A 26,525-nucleotide genomic window follows, 5' to 3' on the forward strand; every position below is an offset into this window, starting at 1 on the left:
GCTCCCGCCGGCCGCTGACGTTTTCGTCGGCGGCCTCGCGCCTGTCGCCGGCCGCTGATCCCGTCGTCGGCGGCCGTATGCGTTGCTGCCGGCCGCTGACTTCATCGTCGGCGGCCGCTTGCGTTGCTGCCGGCCGCTAACTTCGTCGTCGGCGGCCAGGTGCGTTGGTGCCGGCCGCTGACCACCCGTTGGCGGCCGTGGGCGTTGTTGCTGATCACTGAGCTTCGCGTCGGCGGCTGCTTGCCGGTTGCCCTTGGCGCCCGCGCTGCTGACGGCCTTGGACGTCTGCGCGCCGTCGGCCGCCCCGCCTGCCTCCGCCTCGCCCCGCCTGCCTCCACCCGCCTCGCCCCGGTTGCCTGCGCCGCGCCAGCCGCCCGTCCGTCGCCTGCCACGCTTCCAGGCGCCGCGCCGCCCGTTCGTCGCCACCTGCCGGCTTTCTGCGCCTTGCCGCGCCGACTGGCGGCTGCCGCTGGCCGGGCTTTCTGCGCGGCGCCGGCTGATCGACAGGGCGGCCATAGCGACCTTTTGGCGGGCTTTCGGTGATTCGGGCTGAACGGGACATCGTGCGGATGGTGATCGCGGGCGGCCCGGGCGGGTCAGGTCCGCGGGTGGTCAGCGGTCCAGGTGCGGGCGGGACGGGATGACCTTCCAGGCGATCGCGCCGGACAGCAGGAGGAGGGCGGCGGCAATCATCGAGGTCACCTGCATGCCGTGGGCGAAGGCGTCCCGGGCGGCGGCCAGGATCGCGGACCCGGTGGCGCCGGTGCCGGCGAGGGCCTGGGACGCGGCGGCCAGCGAGTCGGCGACGGCGGACCGGGTGGTGACGCTCAGCGCCGAGAGGTCGGGCAGCCCGGCGCGGTAGAGCGTGGTCTGCAGCGTTCCCAGCAGGGCGATGCCGAGGGCGACGCCCAGTTCGTACGACATCTCGGAGATGGCCGACGCCGCGCCCGCGCGTTCGCGGGGGACGGTGCTCAGGACGGCGTCGGTGGCGGCGGTGAAGGTGATGCCGATGCCCGCGCCGATGAGGACGAGGGCGGTGGCCAGCGCGGCGTAGCCGGTGGCGCCCTCGGCGACCGCCAGGACGGCGAAGCCCGCGGCGGTCACGAGGAGGGCGGCGGCGAGGGTGCGGCCCACGCCGAGGCGGAGGATGACGCGGGCGGCGACGACGGCCACGAGCATGGAGGCGATCGTGGCGGGGAGCTCCCACAGGCCGGCGCGCAGCGGGGAGTAGCCGCGGACCAGCTGCAGGTACTGCGAGAAGAAGAACAGCAGGCCGCTGAAGGCGAAGATGGCGATCAACGACACCAGGACGGTGCCCGCGAAGGCCGGACGGGCGAAGAGCGTGATGTCCACGAGGGGCGTGCGCAGGGTTCGCTGGCGGCGCACGAACCACACCCCGGCGGCCCCGCCGATCACGACGGCGACCAGGGCGAACGCGGAGTCGGTGTGCTTGACGGCCCACACCAGCGGCACGACCGCGGCCACCGACAGCACGGCGCTCAGGGGGTCGAAGCGGCCGGGGGAGGGGTTGCGGGACTCCGGCACGAGGGTGGCGACACCGGCCAGGACCAACAGCATCACCGGTACGTTGATCAGGAACACCGATCCCCACCAGTAATGCTCCAGCAGTGCGCCGCCGATCAGTGGGCCCAGGGCGGCGCCGCCCGCGGTGCCCGCCGACCAGATGGCGATGGCCCGGGTGCGCTCGGCCGGCTCGGTGAAGACGTTGCGCACGATCGACAGCGTCGACGGCATCAGGGTCGCCCCGGCCACGCCCAGCAGGACGCGCGCGGCGATCAGCCAGCCGGCGCTCGGAGCCAGGGCGGCCAGCACGGAGGCGGCCCCGAAGCCGGTGGCGCCGAGGAGGAGCAGGCGCCGGCGGCCGATCCGGTCGGCGAGCGTGCCCATGCTGATGAGCAGGCCGGCGAGGGCGAACGAGTAGACGTCGCCGATCCACAGCACCTGGGTGGCCGAGGCGCCGAGGTCAGTGGTGAGGGCCGGCATGGCCAGGGCGAGCACCGTGCCGTCGACCGCCAGCAGGGTCACCGCCAGGGTGAGCGCGGCGAGCAGGGCGGCCTTGCGGGTGGACGTCATGCTCCGAACGCTACCGACCATCTGGTCGGCAGAGCAAACCATATGGTCGGTTAGTAGAATCACCACGATGAAGGAGCGGGACACGGCACGGACGCGGCGGATCGTGCTGGACGCTGCGGCGCGGGTGGTCGGGCGGCAGGGCTCCGGGGCCAGCGTGGACGCGATCGCCCGGGCGGCGGGCGTCTCCAAGGGCGGCCTGCTGCACCACTTCAAGTCCCGCGACCAGCTGCTGCTGGCGCTGGCCGAGGACCTGGTCGAGCAGTGGACGGCCGCGGTCCGGGCCAAGGTCGATCCGCGGGACCACGGCCGGGGCCGGCTGGTCCGGGCCTACGTGAACGCCCTCTTCGACGAGACGCTCGGGGAGACGGGCGTGCCCGAGCACGTCACGCTGTACGCGACGCTGGCCGGAGTGCCCGGAGTGGCCGAGCTGCTGCGCCGCGACAAGGAGCGGTGGCGCGAGGCGTTCGAGGCCGACGGGCTGGATCCCGACCGGGTGCTGCTCGTCGTGCGGGCGGCGGACGGCGCGGCGGTGGCGAGCCTGTACGAGGGCGGCGCCGACCCCGGTGAGATCGAGCACACCCGGCGCCTCCTCCTGGCCCTCACCGAGGCCGACGGACCGCCGACCTGACCACCGCCCCGCCGCGAAAGGCCGAGAAGCCCGCCGCGACGGACAAGCCGGGGGGAAGGGGGTCGAAGCGAACCGGCGCCACCCCGAGGAGGGATGACGCCGGCGAAAGGGAGAAAAGAGAGAACCGTCAGCGTGCCGAGCGGTTGGCCAGCAGCCGGCGCGGGCTGAAGCGGATCGCCGAGTCGCGCATCCGGCTCAGCGCGCCCATCCACCGGGACGACGTGTCGCCCACAGCGAGCCGCCAGCGGAGCATCACCGACGGCGGCAGGAGCACGGCCCGCAGGCGGGTGCGCTTGTCGGACGTCTCGGCGAGGCCCTTGCGGACCATGGTGAGCGCCTCGGTGAGGCCGTCGCCGCGCAGCGGGCTGCGGGCATAGCGCGCGCGTTCCTCGGCGCTGCCCAGCAGGACGGCGGCGTCGGCGGCCGGGGTGGCCTTGAGCTCGGCCTCGCGGATGAGGCGCTGGGCCGTGTGCCGGGGCGTCTCGGTCGGGTCGACCGTCACCTGGTAGTCGAGCATGGTGTCGACCAGCTCGTCCCAGGCCGCGTGGGCGTCCGCGCGGGCCCGGACCGACTCGGTGGTGACGGTGACGGCCGGCGCGCCGCCCGGTGGGGCGCCGCCCGGGCTCGCCGCGGCCGCGGTGACCGTGACCGGCTCGGTGGCGGCGTGGCGCCGGCGCCGGACGAGGACCCGGCGCAGGGCCGGGACCAGCAGCAACGCGATGAGCAGGGCCGCGACGGCCACCGCGATCAGGGCGCCGGTCGGGAAGCCGGAGCCGGTCGTGGTCGAGGTGGTGCCGGCGAGGCCCGCATCTTGGTCACGGTCGGGGCGGTCGGCCGCACCGGCGGCGGCGGAGCTGGTCGCGCCCGGGGCGGCGGTGGCCGAGGCGCTGGCCGTCGGCTCCTCGACGCGGTCGTTGTCCGGGGCCCAGGCCGAGCGGGTCGAGCCGACCACGTCGGCGGCCGGGGTGGCGTCGAACGGGATCCAGCCGAAGCCGTCGAAGTAGACCTCGGTCCAGGCGTGCGCGTTGCGGTTGGTCAGGACGTACGCGTCGCCGTCCTTGGTGCCGCGGGTGAAGCCGAACGCCACCCGGGCCGGGATGCCGGCCTCGCGGACCATCCACGCGAGCGCCGCCGCGTATTGCTGGCAGTAGCCGGCCTTGTTGTCGAGGAAGGACGAGATCGCCGAGGCACCGTCCACGTCGGGCGCCTGCAGGCTGTACGTGAACCCGTTGTCCTTGGAGAAGTACTCGTACAGCGCGAGCACCTTGTCGTACTCGGTGTCCTGGCCCCGGGTGAGCCGCCTGACCAGGTCCTCGACCTTGGGGTCCTCGGGCGTCGAGGCGAGCTGCTGCACCCGGGAGTCCTCGCGGGGCAGCTGCTCCGCCCGGCGCAGCTGGGCCGGCGTGTACTTGGCCCGGACGTAGTCGAACGAGTACTTCTGGCCGCGGGTGGTCGTGCGGTTGGAGTAGACGACGCCGGCGCTCGGGTCGTAGGACCAGGGGCCGTCGAGGCCGTCCAGGTCGACCGGGCTCGAGTAGACCGGGGCGAGCGCCTGCGCGAAGTCGTTCGTGATCTCGACGTCGGCGCGGTAGGACTCGTAGTCGCCGCCGTTGCTGCCCTGGTCGTCGCGCGGGTCGGTCAGCGCGCCGCGGGAGATCGGCTGCCCGGTCGGCGTCCGGTTGCTGAAGCCGCCCTCGGTCAGCACGTCGGCGATGCCGAAGCGCAGGTAGAACGGGTCGGGCTCGGAGGTGCGCACCTTGACGTAGTCGGTGACCGCCGTGGTCTTGAGGAAGCCGCTGAGCGACGCGACGAGGTTGATGCGCCCGTTGCCGCCGCTGCCCGTGCCGTTGCCGCCCGGGCCGGTGCCCACCTGGGTGAGCCGGTTGAGCAGGCCGGTGTCGAGGCCCGGCACGATGAGCGGGAGCAGCACGGCGACCGCGACGCCGGCGACCGCGAGCCGGCGGCCCGCCGCGGCCAGGGGCGACGGCTCCCAGACGTCCACGTCGCGCCCGTCGCCGGTGAAGCGCCGGCCGAAGCGGCGCACCCGGTCGACATTGTCGGCGACGAGCAGCCACAGGAAGCCGGTGGCGCCGACGATGAAGGGGACCACCGGCACGCTGTCGACATAGACGGCGACGGGCACCGAATAGATCGCGAGCATGGGCAGACCGGCCAGCGCCGGGCGCCGCGCGACCACGGTCAGCAGGTCGACCACCACGGCCACCCCGCCGATGCCGAGCGTGGAGAGGAAGAGCAGGCCCTCCCGGTCGGGGACCGGCACGCCGTACGACCGGGTGTCGTTGCCCGCCTCGGTGAACAGCTCGCCGAAGTGCGCGAAGGTGCCGGGGCCGGGGATCAGCGCGAGCAACTCCTCGCCGCTGGGGAACATCCAGGTCAGCGTGAGCAGCAGCACCGCGACCATGCCGGCGGCCTGGGCCCACACCGGGAAGCGGAGGGTACGCGCGAGCACCGCCGCCCCGGCCACGAGACCCACCGCGAGCATGGCCTGCAGCAGCCACGTCCAGGTGTCGAAGATCGCGTACAGCGGAGCGGCCGACAGCAGCGTCGCCGCCGCGGCCACCAGGCCCAGTCGTCGCCGGCCCGTCACAGTGTCACTCCTGTCATCACATGCCCGCCACGGTCTCGGCCATCGCCGCGCGGTAGGCGAACCCCTGCGAGCCACGCCCCGCGGACGGCCAGAGCGCCGCGAGCGAGTCGCCGTGCTTCACCGGCAGCGCCCGCCAGCCGCTGCGGACCAGCGCGAGCTGCGTGGTCGCCGCCTGCCGGTCGGCCTCCTGCCGGTCGGGGCCGGTCATCGTCGTCCAGGTGGAGCTGTCGATCGCGAACCCGAGGCAGGTCGCGCCGTTGCTGCGCAGCCCGGTGAGCACCTCGGCCTCGGCCACGGTGAGCGCGCCGAAGAGCCCGATCACCAGCCCGCCGTCCGAGCGCCGGCGGACCGCCTCGACGAGCGTGGAGACGTCGCCGGCCTGGGTCAGCTTGACGTCGGCGAGGGTGTCGAGGATCGCGCCCTCGCCGCCCGCCTCGACGGCGTCGAGATCGATGCCCGTGCCCGTCACCAGGCGCAGCTTGTAACCCGCGGCCCGCAGGTGGACCGCGATGCTGGCCGCCGCGGACACCGCCCACTCGAAGCTGGCGGTGGGACCCTCGCCGCGGTGCGCGTACAGCCGGGTGTCGAGCACCACCGTGGCGCGCGACTCCCAGGGCTGCTCCTCGCGGCGGACCATGAGCTCGCCCGTGCGGGCCGTGGACCGCCAGTGCACCCGGCGCAGGTCGTCACCGCGACGGTACTCCCGGGTGGCGGCGTCGTCCTCGCCGTGCACGGCCACCGAGCGGGCGCGGCTCTCGCCCGTACCCGCGTATTCACCGGCCAGACGCACGGCCGGCAGCGCCACGACCTGCGGAATCACGGTCAGCTTGTCGACGCTGGGGAACGAGCGGGTCAGCTCGCACAGCCCGAAGGGGTCGGTGAGCCGGATCACCAGCGGGCCGACGGGATAGCGGCCCCGCACGTCGGCCCGGACCGTGTAGGCCACCGAGCTGGCCATGTGGGCGCCGAGCCGCTCCAGCACGACGCGGGGCCGGGAGCCGAGGGCGTACGGAAGCCTGTCCTCCAGCAGCAGCGTGCCGGTGGGCAGGCGGGACAGATTCTGCAGGCGCAGCACGACCCGCGCGCTGGAGCCGACCGGGGCGCGGCCGGGCTCGAGCGACCGGGTGCAGGCCAGCTTGTAACGGCTGCGCCCGACATAGGCCGCGGCCAGCAGCGGGAGGGCGGCCAGCAGCACCGCGACCCGCAGCAGGTCCTTCTCGCCCAGGATCATGGCGGAGATCCCGGCCGCCACGGCCGCGGCCAGGAAGGACCGGCCCCGCGTCGTCAGCCCGCGCAGCGCCTCGCGCATCAGCGACCCCGGGACTCGTAGAGGCCGCCGTCGCCCTGGGCCCGGGTGTCGTACGGCGAGCGGTTGCGGTCGTGCGGCAGCGGGAGCCGGTGCACGATCTCGGCCACGATGGTGTCCGTGGTGCGCCGGTTGAGCTGGGCGTCCGCGGTCGGGATGATGCGGTGGGCCAGGACCGGCACGGCGAGGGCCTGCAGGTCGTCGGGCAGCACGTAGTCGCGGCCCTCGAGGGCCGCGACCGCCTTGGCCGTGCGGAGCAGCTGCAGCGTCGAGCGGGGCGACGCGCCGAGGCGGATCTCCGGGGCCTCGCGGGTCGCGGTGACCAGCGCGATCGCGTATTGCTGGACGGCGTCGGCGGCGTGCACGTCACGGACCGTGGCGATCAGCCGGCGGATCAGCGCGGCGTCGGCGACCGGGCGCAGCGAGTCGAGCGGGTTGACCGCGGCGCGCCCGCTCAGCATGGCCAGCTCGGCCCGCGGGTCGGGATAGCCCATGGCGATCCGGGCGGTGAACCGGTCGCGCTGCGCCTCGGGCAGCGGATAGGTCCCCTCCATCTCGATGGGGTTCTGGGTGGCGATGACCATGAAGGGCGACTGCAGCTCGTAGGTCGTGCCGTCGACCGTGACCTGCCGCTCCTCCATGCACTCGAGCAGGGCGGACTGGGTCTTGGGGGAGGCGCGGTTGATCTCGTCGCCCACGACCAGGTTGGCGAAGACGGCGCCCGGCTTGAACTCGAAGTCGCGCGTCTCCTGGTTGTAGACGCTGACGCCGGTCACGTCGCTGGGCAGCAGGTCGGGGGTGAACTGGATGCGGCGCACCGAGCAGTCGATCGAGCGCGCGAGGGCCTTGGCGAGCATCGTCTTGCCGACGCCGGGCACGTCCTCGATGAGCAGGTGCCCCTCGGCCAGCAGCACGGCGAGCGCCAGCCGGACGGTCGCGCCCTTGCCCTCGATGACCTGCTCGATGTTGGCGATGATCGCGTCGCTGGCGCTGCGGAACTGGTCGTTCGTCAGCGGTCCGCCGGGCGCGTCCCAGGTGGGCGTTGTCACGGGCCTCCTCCATGTCGTTCAGGCCCCTTTCTAGGCGACGCCGCCGAAAGGAAACCGAAGGGCGCTCGCCGCCCGTCCTGACAGGTTAGCCCGGTCACAGCAACTCGCCGAGGGGGCTGCCCAGCGGAGATGCGTTTAGTAGTCAATCGGTCACGGATACCGCTTCGATAACGAACCGCCCATTTATTGATTTCCCTGTCTCCATGTGAATCGATCAAGGGCATCGACGGGCGCGAGCCCGTTCAGCCGTGGCCACATGGAGGGCCGTACATGAGATTCACCACTGGATGGGCCGCCGGCGCGAGCGTCGTGCTGCTGGCCGGGCTCCTGCCCACCGCCGCGCAGGCCGCCCCCAGCCCCGCGCCCGCTGTCGAACCGGCGGCGCCCGGGGAGCTGCACGCCGGGAACTACGACTCGCGCACGGCCATCAATGCCGGCAAGGGCGATCTCGGCACGACCGAGTCGGCGAAGCGCGTCAAGGCGGCCGAGCAGGCGGGCAGCGGCGCCCGCAAGCTGCGGGACTCGCTGGGCGTGCAGGGCGTGGTCGACATCGACCGCGCCACCGGGACGCCGCGCCGCGTCGCGCGGCTCGACGGCTTCCTCACCGGCCCCAGCCGCAAGAAGCCCGAGAGGATCGCCCGCGACTACCTCAAGGCGCACACCGACGTCTTCGGCCTGAGCGCCGCCGCGGTGAACGCCCTGACGCTGCGCCAGGACTACGTCGACATCGCCGGCACCCACCACCTGAGCTTCCAGCAGACGGTGGACGGCGTCGCGGTCTTCGGCAACGGCATCAAGGCGCACGTGGCCAAGGACGGCCGGTTGGTGCAGGTCGACGGCTCGCCGATCGCGGCCCTGCCCACCAGCGCGGGCACCGCCGGCATCACGGCGGAGAAGGCGCGCGCCGCCGCGGTCAAGGACGTCCGGGGCAACTCGACGGCCCAGGTCACCAAGCGGGCGGCCGACAAGGTCAGGACCACGACCTTCGCCGACAACGGTACGGCCAAGCTGGTCCTGTTCCAGACGAAGACCGGCCCGCAGCTCGCCTGGCAGGTCATCGCCGTCGACGAGGGTTACGTCTCCGTCGTGGCCGCCAGGACCGGCGACGTCCTCTACCGGCAGAGCACGGTGGCCGAGCACAGCGACAGCCCGACCGGCCTGGTCTGGGACTACTACCCGGGTGCGGCGGTCGGCGGCAAGCAGAAGAAGACCGACCTGAGCAAGTGGCTGCCGAAGAACAGCACCACGCTCAGCGGCACCACCGCGCACGTCTACGCGGACCTCGACGACGACAACACCGCCAACGCGGGCGAAGAGGTGCCGTCGACGGGCAAGGGGAGCTTCAACTACCCCTTCACCGACTTCACGGCGACCGCCGGCGGCCTGTGCTCCGCGCAGTACCAGTGCTCGTGGGACCCGGCGACGCCGTACTCGTGGCAGAAGAACCTGGGTCAGAACGCGACCCAGATCTTCTACTACATCAGCAACTTCCACGACCACCTCAAGGCCGGGCCGATCGGCTTCACCCGGGCGGCCGGCAACTTCGAGGCGGCCGGCGGCGACGCCGTGCAGGCCCAGGCGCTCGACGGCGCGAACACCATGAACGGCCTGCCGGACCCGGACCACACCGACAACGCCAACATGAACACGCCGCCGGACGGCATCGCGCCGATCATGCAGATGTACCTGTGGCCGGACCCGAGCACGCCGGGCGACCCCTTCCTCGCCGGCAACTCCGGTGACGAGGCGGACATCATCTACCACGAGTACACGCACGGCCTGAGCAACCGGCTCGTGGTCGACGCGGACGGGGTCTCGACCCTCAACTCGCACCAGTCCGGCTCGATGGGCGAGGCGTGGAGCGACTTCTACGCGCTCGACTACCTGGTGAGCCGGGGCATCGACAAGGACACCAAGGCCGACGGCGACGTCAAGGTCGGCGAGTACATCACCGGCGGCGACACCATCCGGTACGAGGCCATCGACTGCCCGGTCGGCAGCACGGCGGCCGCGTGTGTGGGCGGGGCGGCGAGCGGTGCCGGCGGGTTCACGTACGGGGATCTGGGCAAGATCTCCACCCGCGGCGCCGAGGTGCACGCCGACGGCGAGATCTGGGTGCAGACCCTCTGGGACCTGCGCAAGGCGCTCGGCAGCAGCAAGACCCTCGCCCTGGTGACGCGGGCGATGGAGCTGTCCCCGGCGGACCCGTCTTTCCTGGACCAGCGCAACTCGATCCTGACGGCGGACCGGGTGCTCAACGGCGGCCGCAACAGCGCGGCGATCTGGAAGGTCTTCGCCCAGCGGGGCATGGGCTTCTTCGCGGCCACGGTCGACGGCAGCGACGTCGAGCCGGTCGAGGACTTCTCCCTGCCTCCGGCGGCCAACGCGCCGCGCGGCACGCTGACCGGCACGGTCACCGACTCGGCCACCGGGGCCGGGGTCGCCGGCGTGACGGTCGGCTTCGGCGGGCACGACTCGGGCTTCGCCGGCAGCTACGTCGCCACCACGACGGCCGGCGGCAAGTACACGATCAGCAACATCATCCAGGGCACCTACCCCAAGGTGTACGCCAAGGGCGGCGGCTACGACGAGCAGGTCGCCACGGTCAAGGTCGGCAAGGCCGTCACGCGGAACTGGTCGGTGCGCCGGGACTGGGCGGCGTCGAGCGGCGGCGGCACGGTCACCGGCTTCAACGGCGTGGACGGCAACGCGTACGGCTGCGGCACCAACCAGATGATCGACCAGGGGCAGACCACCGGCTGGAGCTCCGACGGGGTCCGCCCCGGCGGCGGCACCACCACGGCGATCGAGCCGCGCTGGATGATCACGCGGCTCCCGGCGGCCGTGAACGTCGCCGAGCTGTCGATCAACCCGTCGAACATCTGCGGTGACGACCCCAGCGCCGCGACGGGCGACTACCGGGTGGAGACCTCGGCCGACGGCAGCACCTGGGCCGTGGCCGCCGAAGGCCACTTCACGCCCGACCAGCTCCAGGCCACCACCGTGCCGCTCGCGGCCGGGACCGGCACCGGGGTGACGTTCATCCGCTACACGATGCTGGGCACGCAGCTCGCGGACTACGGTCTCGACTGCTCGCTCGGCTACAGCGGCTGCTCGTGGATCGACTCGGCGGAGCTTTCCGTCTACGGCTCGCCCGCTTCCTGAGGCAGGAAGGCCCCGGCGGCATACCAGTCGCCGGGGCCTTCGCGCGGGGAGTACTATCGCTCCATGGCTTTCAGCTCGCTGCTTCTTAGCTAGCCGCGCGGTCGATCCCCGACCGGCGTGGCGCCCCCTCGTGAAGGGGGCTTTTTTGTGTCCTTTGAACCGGCGAGCTGACACGAACGAGATGGTGACGATGAGCGAGTCCGAGAACGTCGGCGCGGACGTCCCGCCGTACCGCTACACGGCCGCGACGGCCAACGAGATCGAGCCGCGCTGGCAGGCGTACTGGGCCGAGCACGGCACCTTCCGCGCGCCCAACCCGGCCGGCGACCTGGCCGACCCGGAGCACCCCCGGGCCGGGGCGCCGAAGCTGCACGTGCAGGACATGTTCCCGTACCCGTCGGGGTCGGGCCTGCACGTCGGGCACCCGCTGGGCTACATCGGCACCGACTCCTACACCCGCTACAAGCGGATGACCGGCTTCAACGTGCTGCACCCGATGGGCTTCGACGCGTTCGGCCTGCCGGCGGAGCAATATGCCGTGCAGACCGGCACGCACCCGCGCACCACCACCGAGGCCAACGTCGAGCGCTACCGGCAGCAGCTGCGCCGGCTGGGCCTGGCCTACGACGACCGGCGCACGTTCTCGACCACGGACCCGGACTACTACCGGTGGACCCAGTGGATCTTCCTGCAGGTCTTCAACTCGTGGTTCGACCGCGCGCGGCGCCAGGCGCGCCCGATCGACGAGCTGATCGCGGAGTTCGAGGCCGGCACGCGGCCGGTCCCGGGCGGCCGGGTGTGGAGCGAGCTGTCCGCGGTCGAGCGCCGTCAGGTGATCGACGGCTACCGGCTGGCCTACGTCAGCGAGGCGCCGGTCAACTGGTGCCCCGGCCTGGGCACCGTGCTGGCCAACGAGGAGGTCACGCCGGACGGGCGCAGCGAGCGCGGCAACTTCCCGGTCTTCCAGCGGTCGCTGAAGCAGTGGATGATGCGCATCACCGAGTACGGCGACCGCCTGGTCGACGATCTGGACGCGCTGGACTGGCCCGAGCCGGTCAAGCTGATGCAGCGCAACTGGATCGGCCGGTCCCGGGGCGCCCACGTCGGCTTCCCGCTGGACGGCGACGACGTCGTCGAGGTGTTCACCACGCGTCCCGACACGCTGTTCGGTGCGACGTACATGGTGCTGGCGCCCGAGCACGACCTGGTGTCCACGATCGTTCCCGCCGAGTGGCCCGCGGGCGTCAAGGACGCGTGGACCGGTGGGCACGACACGCCCGAGGCGGCCGTCGCCGCGTACCGGGCGCAGGCCGCGGCCAAGACGGAGGAGGAGCGGACCGCCGACGCCAAGGTCAAGACCGGCGTCTTCACCGGCGCGTACGCGACCAACCCGGTCAACGGCGCGCGGGTGCCGATCTTCATCGCCGACTACGTGCTGGCCGGCTACGGCACCGGCGCGATCATGGCGGTGCCGGGGCACGACGAGCGCGACTGGGACTTCGCGCAGACCTTCGACCTGCCGATCGTCCGCACGATCTCGACGCCCGAGGGCCACGAGGGCGTCTGGACCGGCGACGGCGTGGCGGTCAACAGCGAGTTCCTGGACGGCAAGAACGTCGTGGACGCCAAGGCCGCGATGATCTCGTGGCTGGAGGAGCGGGGCCACGGCAAGGGCGCCACCACGTACCGGCTGCGCGACTGGCTGTTCAGCCGGCAGCGCTACTGGGGCGAGCCGTTCCCGATCGTCTACGACGAGACCGGCCTGCCGATCGCGCTGCCCGAGAGCATGCTGCCCGTCGAGCTGCCCGACGTGGACGACTTCTCGCCGCGCACCTTCGACCCGGACGACGCCGACAGCGAGCCCGAGACGCCGCTGTCGCGCAAGAAGGACTGGGTCGAGGTCGTGCTGGACCTGGGCGACGGGCCCAGGACGTACACGCGTGAGACCAACACCATGCCGCAGTGGGCCGGCTCCTGCTGGTACGAGCTGCGCTACCTGGACCCGCGCAACGACAAGCGGCTGGTCGACCCCGAGAACGAGGCCTACTGGATGGGCCCGCGGGGCGAGGGCGACCCGGGCGGCGTCGACCTGTACGTCGGCGGCGTCGAGCACGCGGTGCTGCACCTGCTGTACGCGCGCTTCTGGCACAAGGTGCTGTTCGACCTGGGCCACGTGAGCTCGTTCGAGCCGTTCCGGAAGCTGTACAACCAGGGCTACATCCAGGCGTACGCGTTCCGGGACGCCCGCGGCTTCGCGGTGCCGGCGGACGAGGTCGTCGAGCGGGACGGCAAGTGGTTCCACGGCGACGACGAGGTCACCCGCGAGTACGGCAAGATGGGCAAGTCGCTGAAGAACGTCGTGACCCCGGACGAGATGGCCGAGCGCTACGGCGCCGACACGTTCCGGGTCTACGAGATGGCGATGGGCCCGCTGGACGTGTCCCGCCCCTGGGACACCCGCGCGGTCGTCGGCTCCCAGCGCTTCCTGCAGCGCGCGTGGCGCCTGGTGGTCGACGAGGAGACCGGGGCCAACCGGGTCACCGACGAGCCGCTGGACCCGAAGACCCGCCGGGTGCTGCACCGGGTGATCGACGGCGTCCGGGGCGACATGGAGGAGCTGCGCTTCAACACGGCCATCGCCAAGCTGATCGAGCTGACCAACACGCTGACCCCGCGGAGCACGGTGTCGCGCGAGGCCGTCGAGCCGCTGGTGCTGATGATGTCGCCGTTCGCCCCGCACGTCGCCGAGGAGCTGTGGGGCAAGCTGGGGCACGAGGGGTCGCTGGCGTACGCGGACTTCCCGGTCGCGGACCCGGCGCAGCTGGTCGCGGAGTCGGTCACGTACCCGGTGCAGGTCAACGGCAAGGTCCGGGGCCGCGTCGAGGTCGCGCCGGACACCGCCGAGGACGCCGTGCGCGCCGCCGCGCTGGAGGCCGTCGCCGAGACCCTGGGCGGCCGTGAGCCGCGCAAGGTCATCGTCGTCAAGGGCAAGCTGGTCAGCGTCGTCGTCTGACTCTGTGGGAAAGGGCCCGCCGCCGGCGGGCCCTTTCTGCTTGTCTGGGCGCCATGTCGCAGCCTGTCACACCCCTGACCCAGCCCTTGGACGCCACCGTCCGGCCGCCCGGCTCCAAGAGCATCACCAACCGCGCGCTGCTCTGCGCCGCGCTCGCCCCGGGCCCGTCCACGCTGACCGGCGCGCTCTTCGCCGACGACACCCGCGCGATGATGGGCGCGCTGTCCGCGCTGGGTGCGGAAGTGGCGGTCTCCGACGGCGTCGTCCAGGTCACCGGTGGTGCGCTTTCCGCCGGTACGGTCGACGCGCGCCAATCCGGCACGACGTCCCGGTTCATCCTGCCGGCGGCAGCGCTGATCGCCGGTCGTACGGTGGTGGACGGCACCCCTCAGCTCCGGGCGCGCCCCTTCGGCCCTGTCCTCGACGCCCTCCGCCAAGCCGGGGCGGTCGTCGAATCGTCCGGTTTTCTGCCCGCTGCCGTCACCGGGCCCGCCGCCGGGGGAGAGGTCACCGTCAGTGGGCACATCTCCAGTCAGTTCCTGTCCGGGCTGCTCATGGCCGGTCCGCTGATGCGCGACGGGCTGCGGGTGACCCTCACGTCGCCGCTCGTCTCGGTGCCGTACGTGGAGATGACCAAGGCCGTGATGGCGGCCTTCGGGGTCACCGTGTCCGATCTGAGCGTCGAGCCGGGTTCCTACGTGCCGGCCACTTACGCGATCGAGCCCGATGCCAGCGCCGCCTCCTACTTTCTCGGGGCCGCGGCCGTCGCCGGGGGCCGGGTCACGATCGACGGCCTGGGAACGGGCAGCCTCCAGGGGGATGTCGCCTTCGCCGACGTTCTCGCGCGGATGGGCGCCTCGGTGATCCATGCCGCCGGCTCGATCACCGTGGAGTCGTCCGGCTCCCTGCGCGGGATCGACGTCGACATGGCTGACATCTCGGACACCGCGCAGACGCTGGCCGCCGTGGCGGTGTTCGCCGACTCGCCGACCCGGGTGCGCGGCATCGGCTTCATCCGGGGCAAGGAGACCGACCGGGTGGGCGCCGTGGTGACCGAGCTCCGGCGGGCCGGCATCGACGCGACCGAGGACGACGACGGCTTCACGATCCGTCCGGGGACGCCGCGGCCGACGCGGTTCGCCATGTACGAGGATCACCGCATGGCGATGAGCATGGCGCTGCTCGGGCTGCGGGTCCCGGGCATCGAGATCGCGGATCCCGGGTGCGTGGCGAAGACGTACCCGGAGTATTTCGCGGATCTCGCCGCACTGGGCGGCTGAGTCAGTCCGTCAGGTAGTGGGCTATGACCGGCCGCAGCCAGGCGACGAGGGCGTCGTCGGGCATGTCGACCAGGGGCGCTATCCCGACGATCGAGCGGGCGACGGCGATCCCGAGCAGGTGGGCCCCGATGAGCGCGATCCGCTCCTCGGGGCGGTCGGCGGCCAGCGGGGCGAGGCCGGGCGTGACGTGGTGGGTGAAGACGCCCAGGAGGACGTCCGCGGCGGCGCGGTTGGACGCCGCGGCCCGCAGCAGCGGGAGCAGCGGGCCGTCGGGCCGCCACAGGTGGACGAAGAGCGGGACGAGCACGTCCGCGACCTCGCCCGGTGCCGTCGCGGACAGGTCCGGGAAGCGGATCTCGAGCCGGGCCGCGGCCTCGAAAAGGCCGTTCTTGGTGCCGAAGTAGTGCATGACCAGGGCGGGATCGACGCCCACGGCCGTGGCGACCGAGCGGATCGTCGTGCGGTCGAAGCCCTGCTGCCCGAACTGCGCCCGTGCCGCGTCGAGGATCGCGGCCCGGGTCGCCTCGGAGTCCGCTGTACGTGCTGCCACGCGCCGAGCCTACCGGACCCTGTTCAACAGGTGTTGACGACGCCTCCTGAGCTGTTCTACGGTTGTTGAACAGCTCAGGAGGTGAGCCCTATGGAGGACGTTCTCGTCATCGGAGGCGGTCCCACCGGCATGACAGCCGCCGGAGACCTGGCGCTGCGGGGCCGCGCGGTCACCGTGCTGGAGCGCTGGCCGCAGATCAACCCCGCGAGCCGGGCCTTCGTCACCATGCCCCGCACGCTCGAGGTGCTCGACAGCCGCGGGCTGGCCGACGACCTGCTGGCGACCGGCACCACCACGGCCGAGATCCGGCTCTTCGGCGGGGCCACGATGGACCTGTCGCGGCTGCCGTCGCACTACCCCTTCGGCCTGATCACACCCCAGACCAATGTCGACCAGGCCCTCGGCCGCTACGCCACCGCCGCGGGCGCCACGATCCGGCGCGGGGTCGAAGCGGCCGCCGTGACGCAGGACGACGACGGCGTGACCGTCACCGCGGCGTCCGGCGAGGTGTTCCACGCCCGCTATCTCGTGGCCGCCGACGGCGCGCACAGCACGGTGCGACGGTTGTTGCGGCAGGACTTTCCGGGCAGCACGGTGCTGTCCTCGGTGGTGCTGGCCGACGTCCGGCTGGCGCACGGGCCGGCGGGCGGGGCGCTGACGCTCGGCGACACCGCCGACTGCTTCGGTTTCCTGGTGCCCTATGGCCGCGGCGACTGGTTCCGGGCGATGACGTGGGACCGCGGCCATCAGGTGGGCGACGCCGTGCCGGTCGAGCGGGAGGAGATCGTCCGGGTGCTGAACCGGGCGATGGGGCGGGACGTGGGGGTCCTGGAAGTCGGGTGGCACTCGCGCTTCCACTGCGAGGAACGGCAGCTCCGGGCGTACCGGAAGGGAAGGGTCTTCTTCGCCGGTGACGCCGCGCACGTGCACTCGCCGATGGGCGGGCAGGGCATGAACACCGGCATCCAGGACGCGGCGAATCTCGCCTGGAAGATCGACGCCGTGCTCGGCGGGGCGGGCGACGCCGTCCTGGACACCTATCACGCCGAGCGGCATCCGATCGGGCGGCGGGTCCTGCTGCAGTCCGGGCTGATGATGCGCAGCGTCACCACGCACCCGGCCGGTGCGCGCTGGCTGCGCGACCATCTCGCCCCGCCCGCGCTGCGCCTGGTCCGCGACCAGCTGGCGGGCAGCTTCGCCGGCACCGGGCTGCGATACACGCACCGTCGCGGCGAGCACAAGCTGGTCGGCACGCGCGCCACCGAGGTGCCCCTGGCCGAGGGGCGGCTGACCGAGCTGCAGCGCCGGCCCGGGTTCCTGCTCGTGCGCTCTGCGGCCGGGCCGGCGGTGCCGCCCGGTTTGCTGACGGCCGAGCGCACCGACGCGGGACCGGCCCTGCTCGTGCGGCCGGACGGCTACATCGCCTGGGCCGGCGAGGACGGCTGGGCTCCCGTTCTCCGTCGATGGACCGCTCACTCCGAGGAGGCAAAGCTGTGACCATCAAGGTGCTGCAGACCGGCCTGGACCCCGACAAGATCGATTTCGCGTCGCCTGCGTTCGCGTCGTTCCCGGGTCTGACCCGCGAGGGCCTGCGCAAAGCCAACGACGACAACGTCGCCGGGCTGCGCGCCGCGGGCTTCGACGTCGACAACATCCTCATCGACTTCGGCGAGACCGCGGTGGGTGTCATCGCCGAGGCCATCGACCGTACGCCCTACGACGCCGTGCTGATCGGCGCCGGCGTACGCCTGGTGCCGTCCAACACCGTCCTCTTCGAGGCGCTCGTCAACCTCGTCCACGCCCGGCTCCCGAAGGCCCGCTTCGTCTTCAACTACGAGCCGCGGTCGACCCCGGACGACATCCGGCGCTGGTTCGACGGTCCGGAAGCCGCCGGCCCGCGGGCGTGACCGTCGTCCGCCGTGACCCGGCTTGGTCGTCCGTTCTCATCCGGCTTTGTCGTCCGCGGGGCCGACTGCGGTCGCGGCCAGGGCGTCGCCGAGCGCGGTCCGCCAGTAGAGGACTTCACGCCCGGCGCGGCGGCGGAGCACCAAGCCGGCGCCGAGCAGCACCTTGAGGTGGTTGCCGACCGAGCCCAGCGGCAGCCCCGAGAGGGCCACGAGCTGCGTGGTCGACCGCGGATCGTCCAGCGCGAGCAGCAGCCGGGCCCGGTTGGCGCCGACCAGCCGGGCCAGGCCCCGTACGTCCGCCCCGGCCGGCGGGGCGAGCGCGCCGGTCACCGGGTACATGACGGCGTACCGGGTGGGCTCGTCCCACATGACCCACGAGCCGTTGCTGTGCACCGGGACGAACACCAGGCTCCGCGCGGCCGAGAGGTCACGCTCGGGCAGGTCGAAGTGGTTGATCTGCAGCAGCCCGTCGCCGAGCCACCGGGTCCTCGCCCCCAGCGTCGGGATCAAGCCGGACCAGCCCTGCGTGGCCAGCAACGTCGTCCGGGACACGATGTCGGCCTGCAGCACCCGCCGGCGCCGGGGCCAGTCCGCCTCGACGGTGGCCGTCCAGATCCACTGCAGCAGTCCGAGCAGCTCCGCGCGCAGCCCTGGGCGCAGCAGCGTCGCGGCGAGCCGGCCCGGCCGGACCATATGGAGCTCCGAGCGGATGCGGTCGTCGTCCCACTCGCCGGCGAGCTGGTCGAGCTCGCCGGCGAACGACAGGCCCGGGGCCGCGGGAACCGTGCCGAGGAAGTCGGCCGTCCAGCCCGGCCGCTCGCCGATCCGGGGCCGCCACGCCCGGCGGACGAGGTCGCGCCGGACCGGATGCCGGGCCAGCATCTCCGCGTATGCGTCCCGGTTGGCGGCGTGGAACGCCTGCTGCCAGGGCCCGCGTGGGATCTCGAGCAGGGTGAGCGCGGCCACCGTCTCGGCCAGCGGGGACAACACGAACCGGCTCGACGCCAGCAGGTCGGCGGTCACACGCCAGGACCCCATGACGTTTCGCCTCCTCGCGAAGAAGTGGGGACTGCCGCCGCCACTGTTCCAGACTCTCGCCGTGCGTACCTATCGCGAGATCTTCACCCTCCCCGAGTTCCGGATGCTGTTTCTCGCCCGCTGTATCACGATGGCGGCCGTCTCCGTCGGCAGCCTCGCCCTCGGCGCCACCACCTATGCGAGCACCGGGTCGCCCGTGCTCACCGCGCTGGCAATGTTCGGCGGGCCGCTGATCACGCTGCTCGGCTCGGCCACCGTGCTCAGCGCGTCGGACGCGATGGGCCCGCGGCGGGCGGCGACCGTCATGCCGATCGCCTACGCCGTCGCGTTCTCGCTGCAGGCGCTGCCGGATCTGCCCTGGGGGACGCGGTTCCTGATCCTTGCGATCCCCTTTCTCGCCGGCTCGGCGACCAGTGGTTCCGTCATCCGGCTGCTGCACGCCGTCGTGCCGCCGGACGGCTTCGTGCTCGGCCGGGCGACGCTCAACATCGCGGTCGGCGTGATGCAGGTCGCCGGGTTCGGGCTGGGCGGTCTTCTGCTCGTTCGGCTTCCGCCCGCCGCGCTCTTCGGGATGGCCGGGGCGGCCGCCGTCGGGGCGGCACTGACCCTGCGGTTCGGGCTCCGGGAGCGGCCCGGCGTGGCGTCGGACAAGGGACTCGTCATCCGTACGCGGGAAGTGAACCGGGCCTTGCTCGGCTCGCCGGTGACGCGGCCGCTCTACCTGGCGATGTGGGTCCCGAACGGGTTGATCGTCGGGTGCGAGGCGCTCTTCGTCCCGTATGCGGGGCAGGCGCACGCCGGGTATCTGTTCGCCGCCGGCGCGGCCGGCATGCTGCTCGGCGACGTCCTCCTGGGCCGTTTCGTCCCGGTTCGGTGGCGTGATCGGTGGGCCGGTCCGCTGCGAATCCTGCTCGCGGTGCCGTACCTCGGTTTCCTGCTCAGGCCGCCGCCGGGGGTCGCGCTCGGGCTCGCCTTCGTCGCCTCGATCGGGTACGCCGCCGCGCTGCCCCTGCAGGAGCGGCTGGTCCGGGTGGCCGGGGCGGATATCCAGGGCCAGGCTTTCGGCCTGCTCTCCACCGGGCTGATGGCGGGGCAGGCGGTCGGGGCGGCGATCGGCGGGGTGCTCGCCACCGGGCTGAGTCCGGCCCGTGCGATGGGGGTGCTCGCGGTCGCCTCGCTGGGCATCACGCTGGCGTTGACCCCGGCGCTGCGGCGGTCGGAGCCGGCCCCGGTGCTCGCTCGCTGAGGTCCTCTGCCGCTGGGCGTAGGTCAGGCTGCGGCGGCGACGGCCTGGGCGGCGGCGTTCTTCTTCGCGGCGAGGCGCCAGCGGAGGACGATCGTGGTGGTGAGGCCGATGCCGATGGCGGCGGGGGCCAGCGTGACCGGGTTGAGCGAGCCCGGGGCGGCCACCGCGGCGCCGATGACGGCGTAGGAGACGGCGCTCGGGATCGAGGCCAGGGTGGTGCCGAGCAGGTAGCGCTTGCGGCAGACCGAGGTAGTGCCGTAGGCGTAGCCGATCAGGCCGAAGGGGGCCAGCGGCAGGAAGCGGACCAGCAGGACGGCCGACAGGCCGCGGCGGTTGAGCCAGCCGTCGAGGCGCTCCATGCGGCTGCCGTTCTTGGCGCCGAGGGCGCCGCGGCCGGCCCAGCGGCCCGCGTAGTAGGTGGCGACGGCGGCGATGACGGCCGCGGCCAGCGCCGTGGCGGCGCCGGTCGCGGGGCCGAGGAGGGCGCCGCAGGCGACGGTGATCGCCGTGCGGGGGACCAGCACCGAGAGGAGCAGGCCGCCCACGACGGCGACGATGACCGCGGCGGCCGGGCCGAGGGCGACGACCGAGTCGGCGATCGCCTGCAACGGGAGGACCATCGCGGCGACGCCGAGGCCGGCGACGACGGCGGCGAGGAGGCCGAAGCGGACGAGCCGGCGGCGCCAGCCCATCGGCTCGTGCGGCAGGGCCGGGGGCTGCTGGCTGGCCTGAGGGTCCGGGGCGGAGGTGTCGATGCCGCTCGGGGCGATCAGGAGGTCAGTCATGCAGGCGTACCGCCCCTACTCTCGTCGGTCCAGGTGCTGGTCAGGCGTTCATCGGGTCATGCGGTGCCCGCCGCGGCGAGCCGTTCGCCCCGGAGCCGCTCGCTCCAGGTGTCGTCCAGGGGTTGAAGACTATCCGCGCCCGTGGCCCAGCGCAGTAGCAGATCGGCTATAGCTGGGTTGCGGGCCAGGGCGGGTCCGTGGGCATAGCTGCCGAGGATCTTCCCGTTCCAAGCGCCCTCGGTCTGCCCGTCATTCCCGATGCCCGCTGTGACTCGTGCGAGCGGTGAGACGCCCGGGCCGAGATGGGTGCGGCCGCCGTGGTTCTCGAAGCCGGTCAGCGGGGGCAGGCCCAGCCGCGGGTCGATGTCGCCGCGCACCTCGCCGACGGCGCGGGTCTCGCCCCGGTCGGAGGAGATGTCGAGCAGATCGAGGCCCCGGCACTGGGCGCCCTTGGCATAGAACGAGCTGCCGAAGAGCTGGTAGCCGGCGCAGATGGCGAGCACGGCGGCGCCCTGGTTGACCGCGCGGTGCAGGCCACCGTCGGCGAGCAGCCGCTGGGCCGCGAGAGCCTGCGGGCCGTCCTCGCCACCGCCGATGAGGTAGATGTCGGCGGTGGTGGGCATGGCCTGGTCGGAGCGGACCTGGTAGGTCTCGGCCGGGATGCCGCGCAGCGCCGCCCGGCGGGCCAGGATCAGCATGTTGCCCCGGTCGCCGTAGGTCGACAGCAGATCCGGGTAGATCCACACGATCCGCAGCGTGCTGTCGTTCATCGCTCTGACTCTCGCTTCCTGCCCTGGGTGCCGCGGGGTGCGTCAGTTGACACGGTCGAGCTCCGCCCGGATGTCCTGGAACGCGGTGTAATTGGCGATCACCTCGAGGCGGCCCGCCGGAACCGAGCGCACTGCCTCGTCGAAGGTAGTCACGTGGCGGAAGGCGACTTCGTTCACTTCGAGCCGGACGGCCAGGTCGTAGGCCCGGTCGCCGGTGATCAGCACCTGGCGCCCGCGCAGCGGCGAGAAGTCGACGTCGTAGAGCCACGAGGTGTCGAAGCCGTCGGGGTCGCGCGCGTTGATGGAGAGCAGCGTGGGGGCGACCTCGGCCATGTCGAAGGCCTCGAGCCAGCTCGCCGGGTTCTTGGCGAGGAGCAGCCGGATGTTGCGCCCGTCCCGGTCGACCTGCGCGTAGCGCCCGGCCACCGAGGCCACGGTCGCGAGCCGCGGGACGGCCTCGATGGGCCGGACGCCGAACTCTGCGGCCACCGCCAGCGCGGTCGCGGCGTTGCCCAGGTTGACGTGGCCCGGAAGCTGCAGCTTGACCAGGTGCCAGTCGCCCTTGGCGTCGATCACGCCCTCGTCCTCGACGACCCACTTCGGCTGCGGGCGGCGCAGCGTGCAGCCGGTGCACCACCAGTCGCCCTGGGCGCGGTTGATGGGGGAGCCGCACTCGGGGCAGACCCACGAGTCGTCGGTCCAGCGCTGACCGGCGCTGAACCAGCTGATGTGCTGGCTGCCGGTCGCGGCCCACACGACCATCGGGTCGTCGGCGTTGGCCACCACGACGATGTCGGGGTGCGCGGCGAGGGCGGTGCGCCACAGCTGCGCCATCATCGACACCTCCTTGGCCCTGTCCAGCTGGTCGCGGGAGAGGTTGAGGAGGGCGACGACGCGGGGCGTGGTCTCGTCGATGACCCGGGCCAGATAGTGCTCGTCGACCTCGAGCACCGCGAACGGCGTGGTGCCGGCCTTGGCCAGGGCCGAGGTGTGGCCCGTGGGCATGTTGGCGCCGAACGAGTTGGTCGCGACCGGGCCCAGCACGCCGAGCGCCGCGGCCGTGAAGCGCGTGGTCGTCGTCTTGCCGTTGGTGCCCGAGACGAGCGCGATGGCCCGCCCCGCCGCGAGGTTGCGCAGCAGGTCTGGGTCGATCTTGAGACCGATCCACCCGCCGATCACCGAGCCGTCGCCGCGGCCCGCGGCACGCGAGAGCGCGGCCGCCGTGCGCGACACCGAAGTCGCGACCTTGGCTCTCAGAGGCAATTTCCCGTCCGTCACGGCGACGAGGGTACCCGAAACGGACGTTACGTCGAGTGGCGCCAGGGGCGGTGTATTCCTGTGCTGCGAGCGTGTTTCACGCCTCCGCCGAACGGTGGACCCCGGCGCGCCGTACGGGGGACGATAAAGCCCGGTAGGGACGTTTGCCGGGGTATTCGCCCGACCTCGGCCGGGTGGGAGTACGGCCTGGTGGCGGGTTTTTATGTGTTCTGATTCACCCGTAACTTTAGACGTACCGTAGTTGATCAATCTCGGGGCGTAGCGGCAAATGTCTCCGGCAGGTAACAAAACGGACAGTGTCCACTGTGCCAAATACGGAGAGTCACATCGGTGGGTCTTACCGTCGGGCCGAAACTCGGGTACCAAGGTGGGGCCGGTGAGCACCCGCCCACCGCTCGAGCCGCCCGGATCACGCCGAGCCCTGCCCCGGTCCGCGCAGCTCGACCACGAAGCTCCACGCACCAACCACAAAGGCATACGGGGGCAGGGACGGGGGACCCATTTCCACTGGTCCGCTCGAGGCCGAGACCGGCCGGCGCCGTCAGGTGCCGCTCGGAGCAGGCCCCGGACCTCGGGGTGAAGCCGCGCAATCCGGCGGCCGGGCAAGCCTTCCCGCCCGAACCCGACAGCTAACCTCGCAGGCGTGCCGGAGGGATCTCTACTACCGTGCACGAACGCAGTTCGAGCAAGGGCCGGCGTGTGTCCGCCGGTGCCGGAACCGTCGCTCTCTCCCTGGGTCTCTGCCTCTGCGCCGGCCAGCTGGTCGCGACGCCGGCAGCGTCCGCCGCCACCATCACCGCGACCCCCGTGGTCACGGCGGCGGCGGCAAAGATCAAGCCGAAGCTGACCAACTCGGCCACCCGCACCATCACCAAGGGCAAGTCGGTGAAGGTGACGGCGAAGGTCGTGAACCCCAAGACCGGCAAGGTCGTCACCAAGGGGTCGGTCCGCCTCCAGGCGCTCCGCAACGGCAAGTGGCACACGTGGGCCGCCAAGCCGGTGAACAGCAAGGGCCTGGTGGCGATCACCGCCAAGCCCGGCGTCACCACCTGGTTCCGGACCCAGTACACCGGTTACGGCCAGTTCGGCTACGGCACCAGCGCCGGCCTGAAGATCACGGTCAAGAAGCCCAAGGTCGCCGCGGGCGTCAAGATCCTGAACGAGGCCAAGAAGCACAAGGGCGCGCTCTACAAGTACGGCGCCGCGGGCCCCAGCCGCTTCGACTGCTCCGGGTTCACCAAGTACGTCTACAAGAAGGCGGTCGGCAAGAGCCTGCCGCACAAGGCGAACTCGCAGCAGAAGTACGGCAAGTCGGTCAGCAAGGCGAACAAGAAGGTCGGCGACCTGATCGTCTTCCGCTCCGGGTCGTACGGCTACCACGCGGGCATCTACGCCGGTGGCGGCTACATCTACGACTCGCCCCACTCGGGCGCCCGGGTCGGCAAGCACAAGATCTGGAGCAGCAACTACGTCGTACGCCGCCTCGCGGCCTGACGCAGCTCCCGGCAGGACGCCGTCGCCGGCTGACCCCGGCGCGCGGCCGAGCAAGGCTGTACGACAGTGATGCAGTGACGCGGTTCGACATTTCAGTGAGGCGTGGCCCGATGCGGGTCACGCCTCACTGTCGTTTCCGCCGTGATCCGGCGCGGCCGCCATGGGGTGGTCGTCCGTTCGGCGCGCGGGAAGGCTGGGGCGCGCGGGCGCAAGGGGTTCCCATGTGAGAGATCTTGCGCCGGGTGGGGGTTGCCAAGGGGGGCACCACTTCGCTCCACCCGGGGTCGCGGATTTCCTCCACTTCCCTCCCCGGCTGCCCTTCCGTGCTTGAGATATACCCCCTTTTGTGGGCGTTTCTGCCGCCGTGGCCGCCGCGTGTCGGAAAGTGGACCACGCGGGGGCGGCCAAAACCCTCCACCTCGCGGCCACCGCTTCTGACGTGCTGTTTCATCCGCGAATCGGGCTCGCGGAAGCCCCGTTTCCGGTTGCGGGTGGAGGGAAGTGGAGTAAAGTGGTGCCCAGTGGCAGGGCCGGATCGGACCTGCCGGCCCGAGCGAACCGGCGGACCGCGATGCCGCCACTGGGCAGGGGGGTTTGCCGATGTTTCTCGGCACGCACACCCCGCGCCTGGACGACAAGGGCCGGCTGATCCTCCCGGCGAAGTTCCGGGACGAGCTGGCGGGAGGTGTCGTGATCACCAAAGGGCAGGAGCGCTGTCTCTACGTGTTCCCGATGGCCGAGTTCCAGCGGATCGCGGAGCAGTTGCAGACCGCACCGGTCACCAACAAGGCGGCCCGGGCCTACAGCCGGGTGTTCTTCGCCAGCGCGCACGACGAGATCCCGGACCGGCAGGGCCGGGTCACGATCCCGGTCCACCTGCGGGACTACGCGGCACTCGACCGCGAGCTCGTGGTGATCGGGGCGAGCACGCGGGTGGAGATCTGGGACAAGCAGTCCTGGGAGCAGTACCTCTCGGCGAGCGAGGACGAGTTCGCCGACATCGAGGAGGGGGTGCTGCCCGGCGGACTGTAGGCGTGGCCACCGCCGGCGGAGAGTCCGGTCGTCGTTGCCCTACCACCAGATCTCCAGCCGCTCCCGCTCCTGGCGCCTCTTCCCCGGCGCCAGGCGCGTGACCAGCCCGGACGGCACCGGGCATGAGCGGATGGGGATCTGGCGGTACGGAGGACGGCCGGCGCACGCTCGACAGAGCACGGGTGGCACCACGCGAGGAAGAGCGGTGCGATGGGGGTCGACATGGGGGAGCTGCGCGGCACGCACGTGCCGGTGCTGCTCGAGCGTTGCCTGGAGATCCTGGCTCCGGCGCTCGACCGCAGCGGCGCGGTGCATGTCGACTTCACGCTGGGCCTGGGCGGGCACGCCGAGGCGGTGCTGGAGCGGCACCCGGGCGTGACGCTCGTGGGGCTGGACCGCGACACCGAGGCGCTGGCCCACGCGCGGCACCGGCTCGCTCGCTTCGCCGACCGGATCCATCTCGTGCACGCCGTCTTCGACGAGCTGCCCGAGGTGCTCGAGCGGCTGGAGCTGCCGGCGTTCCACAGCGGACTGCTCGACCTGGGTGTGTCCTCGTTGCAGCTCGACGAGGCGGACCGCGGGTTCGCGTACGCCAAGGACGCCCCGCTCGACATGCGGATGGACCAGTCCCGCGGCATCACCGCGGAGGAGGTCGTGAACGGCTACGAGCCGGGGGAGCTCGTCCGCATCCTGCGGGTCTACGGCGAGGAGAAGTTCGCGCAGCGGGTCGTCTCGGCGATCGTGCGGGAGCGGGCGAAGGCCCGGATCGTCTCCTCGGCGCGCCTCGCGGACCTGGTGCGGGACGCGATCCCGGCCGCCGCGCGACGAACGGGTGGAAATCCCGCGAAAAGAACGTTTCAGGCGCTACGTATTGAGGTAAATGGCGAACTCGCCGCCCTCGAGAACGTTCTGCCGTCCGCACTGGAGCTGCTGGCGCCGAAGGGGCGGCTTGCGGTGCTGTCGTATCACTCCTTGGAGGACCGGATCGTCAAGCGTGCCCTGGCCGAGCGGGCGCGCAGCACGGGGCCGATCGACCTGCCGGTCGAGCTGCCCGGCACCGGTCCGACGGTGCGGCTCCTGACGAGGGGGTCGGAGCCGCCGACGGAGCAGGAAGTGGCGGAGAACCCGCGGGCGGCCTCGGTGAAGCTGCGCGCGGCGGAACGGCTGGACGAGCACGACCCGGCAGCGGGGACCGGACGCGAGCGGGCCCGGCTGTCGGCACAGGGGGGACAAGGGCGGCGACGCCCGGGGGCACGGAAGAAGGGGGAGGGTAGTTGAGCGA

The 26,525-nt window shown here is 72.2% G+C and carries 19 protein-coding genes and 1 riboswitch; of the genes, 10 read left to right on the forward strand and 9 right to left on the reverse strand.

The window, feature by feature from the left end; translation table 11 throughout:
• Positions 1–612 precede the first annotated feature (612 nt).
• Entirely contained in the window at positions 613–2,094 is a 1,482-nt protein-coding gene (locus RAN62_RS20520) for an MFS transporter (RefSeq protein ID WP_305786310.1), read from the reverse strand.
• Positions 2,095–2,161: 67 nt separating this feature from the next.
• Here RAN62_RS20520 and RAN62_RS20525 point away from each other — a divergent pair, with 67 nt between their 5' ends.
• Entirely contained in the window at positions 2,162–2,722 is a 561-nt protein-coding gene (locus RAN62_RS20525) for a TetR/AcrR family transcriptional regulator (RefSeq protein WP_305786311.1), read from the forward strand.
• A gap of 127 nt (positions 2,723–2,849) precedes the next feature.
• Here the strand turns inward: RAN62_RS20525 and RAN62_RS20530 are convergent, their stop codons facing one another.
• Genes RAN62_RS20530 through RAN62_RS20540 form a run of 3 tightly spaced genes read right to left on the reverse strand, consistent with a single transcriptional unit; the run spans position 2,850 to position 7,685 of the window.
• Complete coding sequence (locus RAN62_RS20530; protein WP_305786312.1) at positions 2,850–5,330, reverse strand: transglutaminase TgpA family protein; 2,481 nt, start codon at positions 5,328–5,330, stop codon at positions 2,850–2,852.
• A gap of 16 nt (positions 5,331–5,346) precedes the next feature.
• Positions 5,347–6,639 (reverse strand): DUF58 domain-containing protein, encoded by a 1,293-nt coding sequence (locus tag RAN62_RS20535; RefSeq protein WP_305786313.1) that lies wholly within the window; start codon positions 6,637–6,639, stop codon positions 5,347–5,349.
• Positions 6,639–7,685 (reverse strand): AAA family ATPase, encoded by a 1,047-nt coding sequence (locus RAN62_RS20540; RefSeq protein ID WP_305786314.1) that lies wholly within the window; start codon positions 7,683–7,685, stop codon positions 6,639–6,641. The genes RAN62_RS20535 and RAN62_RS20540 overlap by 1 nt, the downstream gene beginning before the upstream one ends.
• A gap of 270 nt (positions 7,686–7,955) precedes the next feature.
• Between RAN62_RS20540 and RAN62_RS20545 the strand changes: the two genes are divergently transcribed.
• From RAN62_RS20545 to aroA, 3 genes are all read left to right on the forward strand, one after another.
• Positions 7,956–10,850 (forward strand): M36 family metallopeptidase, encoded by a 2,895-nt coding sequence (locus RAN62_RS20545; protein WP_305786315.1) that lies wholly within the window; start codon positions 7,956–7,958, stop codon positions 10,848–10,850.
• A gap of 190 nt (positions 10,851–11,040) precedes the next feature.
• Positions 11,041–13,863, forward strand: coding sequence for a leucine--tRNA ligase (gene leuS / locus RAN62_RS20550; protein WP_305786316.1), 2,823 nt, complete (start codon positions 11,041–11,043; stop codon positions 13,861–13,863).
• 53 nt (positions 13,864–13,916) lie between these two features.
• Positions 13,917–15,143: a 3-phosphoshikimate 1-carboxyvinyltransferase gene (gene aroA, locus RAN62_RS20555; RefSeq protein WP_305786317.1), complete on the forward strand. Its 1,227-nt coding sequence runs from the start codon at positions 13,917–13,919 to the stop codon at positions 15,141–15,143.
• Position 15,144: 1 nt separating this feature from the next.
• Here the strand turns inward: aroA and RAN62_RS20560 are convergent, their stop codons facing one another.
• Positions 15,145–15,693 carry a TetR/AcrR family transcriptional regulator gene (locus RAN62_RS20560; RefSeq protein ID WP_305786318.1) on the reverse strand — a complete coding sequence of 183 codons (549 nt, stop codon included), beginning with the start codon at positions 15,691–15,693 and terminating at the stop codon, positions 15,145–15,147.
• Positions 15,694–15,783: 90 nt separating this feature from the next.
• Between RAN62_RS20560 and RAN62_RS20565 the strand changes: the two genes are divergently transcribed.
• Together RAN62_RS20565 and RAN62_RS20570 are read left to right on the forward strand one after the other, a co-directional pair.
• The gene (locus RAN62_RS20565) at positions 15,784–17,190 is read left to right on the forward strand and encodes an FAD-dependent monooxygenase (RefSeq protein WP_305786319.1); all 1,407 of its coding nucleotides are present in this window, start codon (positions 15,784–15,786) and stop codon (positions 17,188–17,190) included.
• On the forward strand, positions 17,187–17,600 hold the full coding sequence (locus RAN62_RS20570) for a hypothetical protein (protein ID WP_305786320.1): 414 nt from the start codon (positions 17,187–17,189) through the stop codon (positions 17,598–17,600). The genes RAN62_RS20565 and RAN62_RS20570 overlap by 4 nt, the downstream gene beginning before the upstream one ends.
• 36 nt (positions 17,601–17,636) lie before the next feature.
• On the opposite strand, the gene RAN62_RS20575 is transcribed toward RAN62_RS20570, so the two are convergent.
• A complete protein-coding gene (locus RAN62_RS20575; RefSeq protein ID WP_305786321.1) occupies positions 17,637–18,638 on the reverse strand; it encodes an ArsR/SmtB family transcription factor in 1,002 nt (333 codons plus the stop codon).
• Between RAN62_RS20575 and RAN62_RS20580 the strand changes: the two genes are divergently transcribed.
• Positions 18,637–19,884, forward strand: coding sequence for an MFS transporter (locus RAN62_RS20580; RefSeq protein WP_305786322.1), 1,248 nt, complete (start codon positions 18,637–18,639; stop codon positions 19,882–19,884). The two genes, RAN62_RS20575 and RAN62_RS20580, sit on opposite strands and share 2 nt — an antisense overlap.
• Before the next feature lie 23 nt (positions 19,885–19,907).
• On the opposite strand, the gene RAN62_RS20585 is transcribed toward RAN62_RS20580, so the two are convergent.
• The 3 genes from RAN62_RS20585 to RAN62_RS20595 are packed head-to-tail and all read right to left on the reverse strand — an operon-like array spanning position 19,908 to position 22,702.
• A complete protein-coding gene (locus tag RAN62_RS20585; RefSeq protein WP_305786323.1) occupies positions 19,908–20,669 on the reverse strand; it encodes a TVP38/TMEM64 family protein in 762 nt (253 codons plus the stop codon).
• A 56-nt stretch (positions 20,670–20,725) separates the two neighbouring features.
• The gene (locus RAN62_RS20590; RefSeq protein WP_305786324.1) at positions 20,726–21,439 is read right to left on the reverse strand and encodes a type 1 glutamine amidotransferase; all 714 of its coding nucleotides are present in this window, start codon (positions 21,437–21,439) and stop codon (positions 20,726–20,728) included.
• A 42-nt stretch (positions 21,440–21,481) separates the two neighbouring features.
• Positions 21,482–22,702, reverse strand: a complete 1,221-nt coding sequence (locus RAN62_RS20595) for a MurT ligase domain-containing protein (protein ID WP_305786547.1) — start codon at positions 22,700–22,702, stop codon at positions 21,482–21,484.
• A 464-nt stretch (positions 22,703–23,166) separates the two neighbouring features.
• A riboswitch (cyclic di-AMP (ydaO/yuaA leader) is annotated at positions 23,167–23,376 on the forward strand.
• 40 nt (positions 23,377–23,416) lie between these two features.
• On the opposite strand from RAN62_RS20595, the gene RAN62_RS20600 reads away from it, so the two are divergent.
• From RAN62_RS20600 to rsmH, 3 genes are all read left to right on the forward strand, one after another.
• Positions 23,417–24,211, forward strand: a complete 795-nt coding sequence (locus RAN62_RS20600) for a C40 family peptidase (protein WP_305786325.1) — start codon at positions 23,417–23,419, stop codon at positions 24,209–24,211.
• A gap of 600 nt (positions 24,212–24,811) precedes the next feature.
• The gene (gene mraZ / locus RAN62_RS20605) at positions 24,812–25,243 is read left to right on the forward strand and encodes a division/cell wall cluster transcriptional repressor MraZ (RefSeq protein WP_305786326.1); all 432 of its coding nucleotides are present in this window, start codon (positions 24,812–24,814) and stop codon (positions 25,241–25,243) included.
• A 222-nt stretch (positions 25,244–25,465) separates the two neighbouring features.
• Positions 25,466–26,521 carry a 16S rRNA (cytosine(1402)-N(4))-methyltransferase RsmH gene (rsmH, locus tag RAN62_RS20610; RefSeq protein WP_305786548.1) on the forward strand — a complete coding sequence of 352 codons (1,056 nt, stop codon included), beginning with the start codon at positions 25,466–25,468 and terminating at the stop codon, positions 26,519–26,521.
• The last annotated feature ends 4 nt before the right edge of the window (positions 26,522–26,525 follow it).

This window comes from Symbioplanes lichenis (genome assembly GCF_030709675.1).
GTDB classification, from domain to species: domain Bacteria; phylum Actinomycetota; class Actinomycetes; order Mycobacteriales; family Micromonosporaceae; genus Actinoplanes; species Actinoplanes lichenis.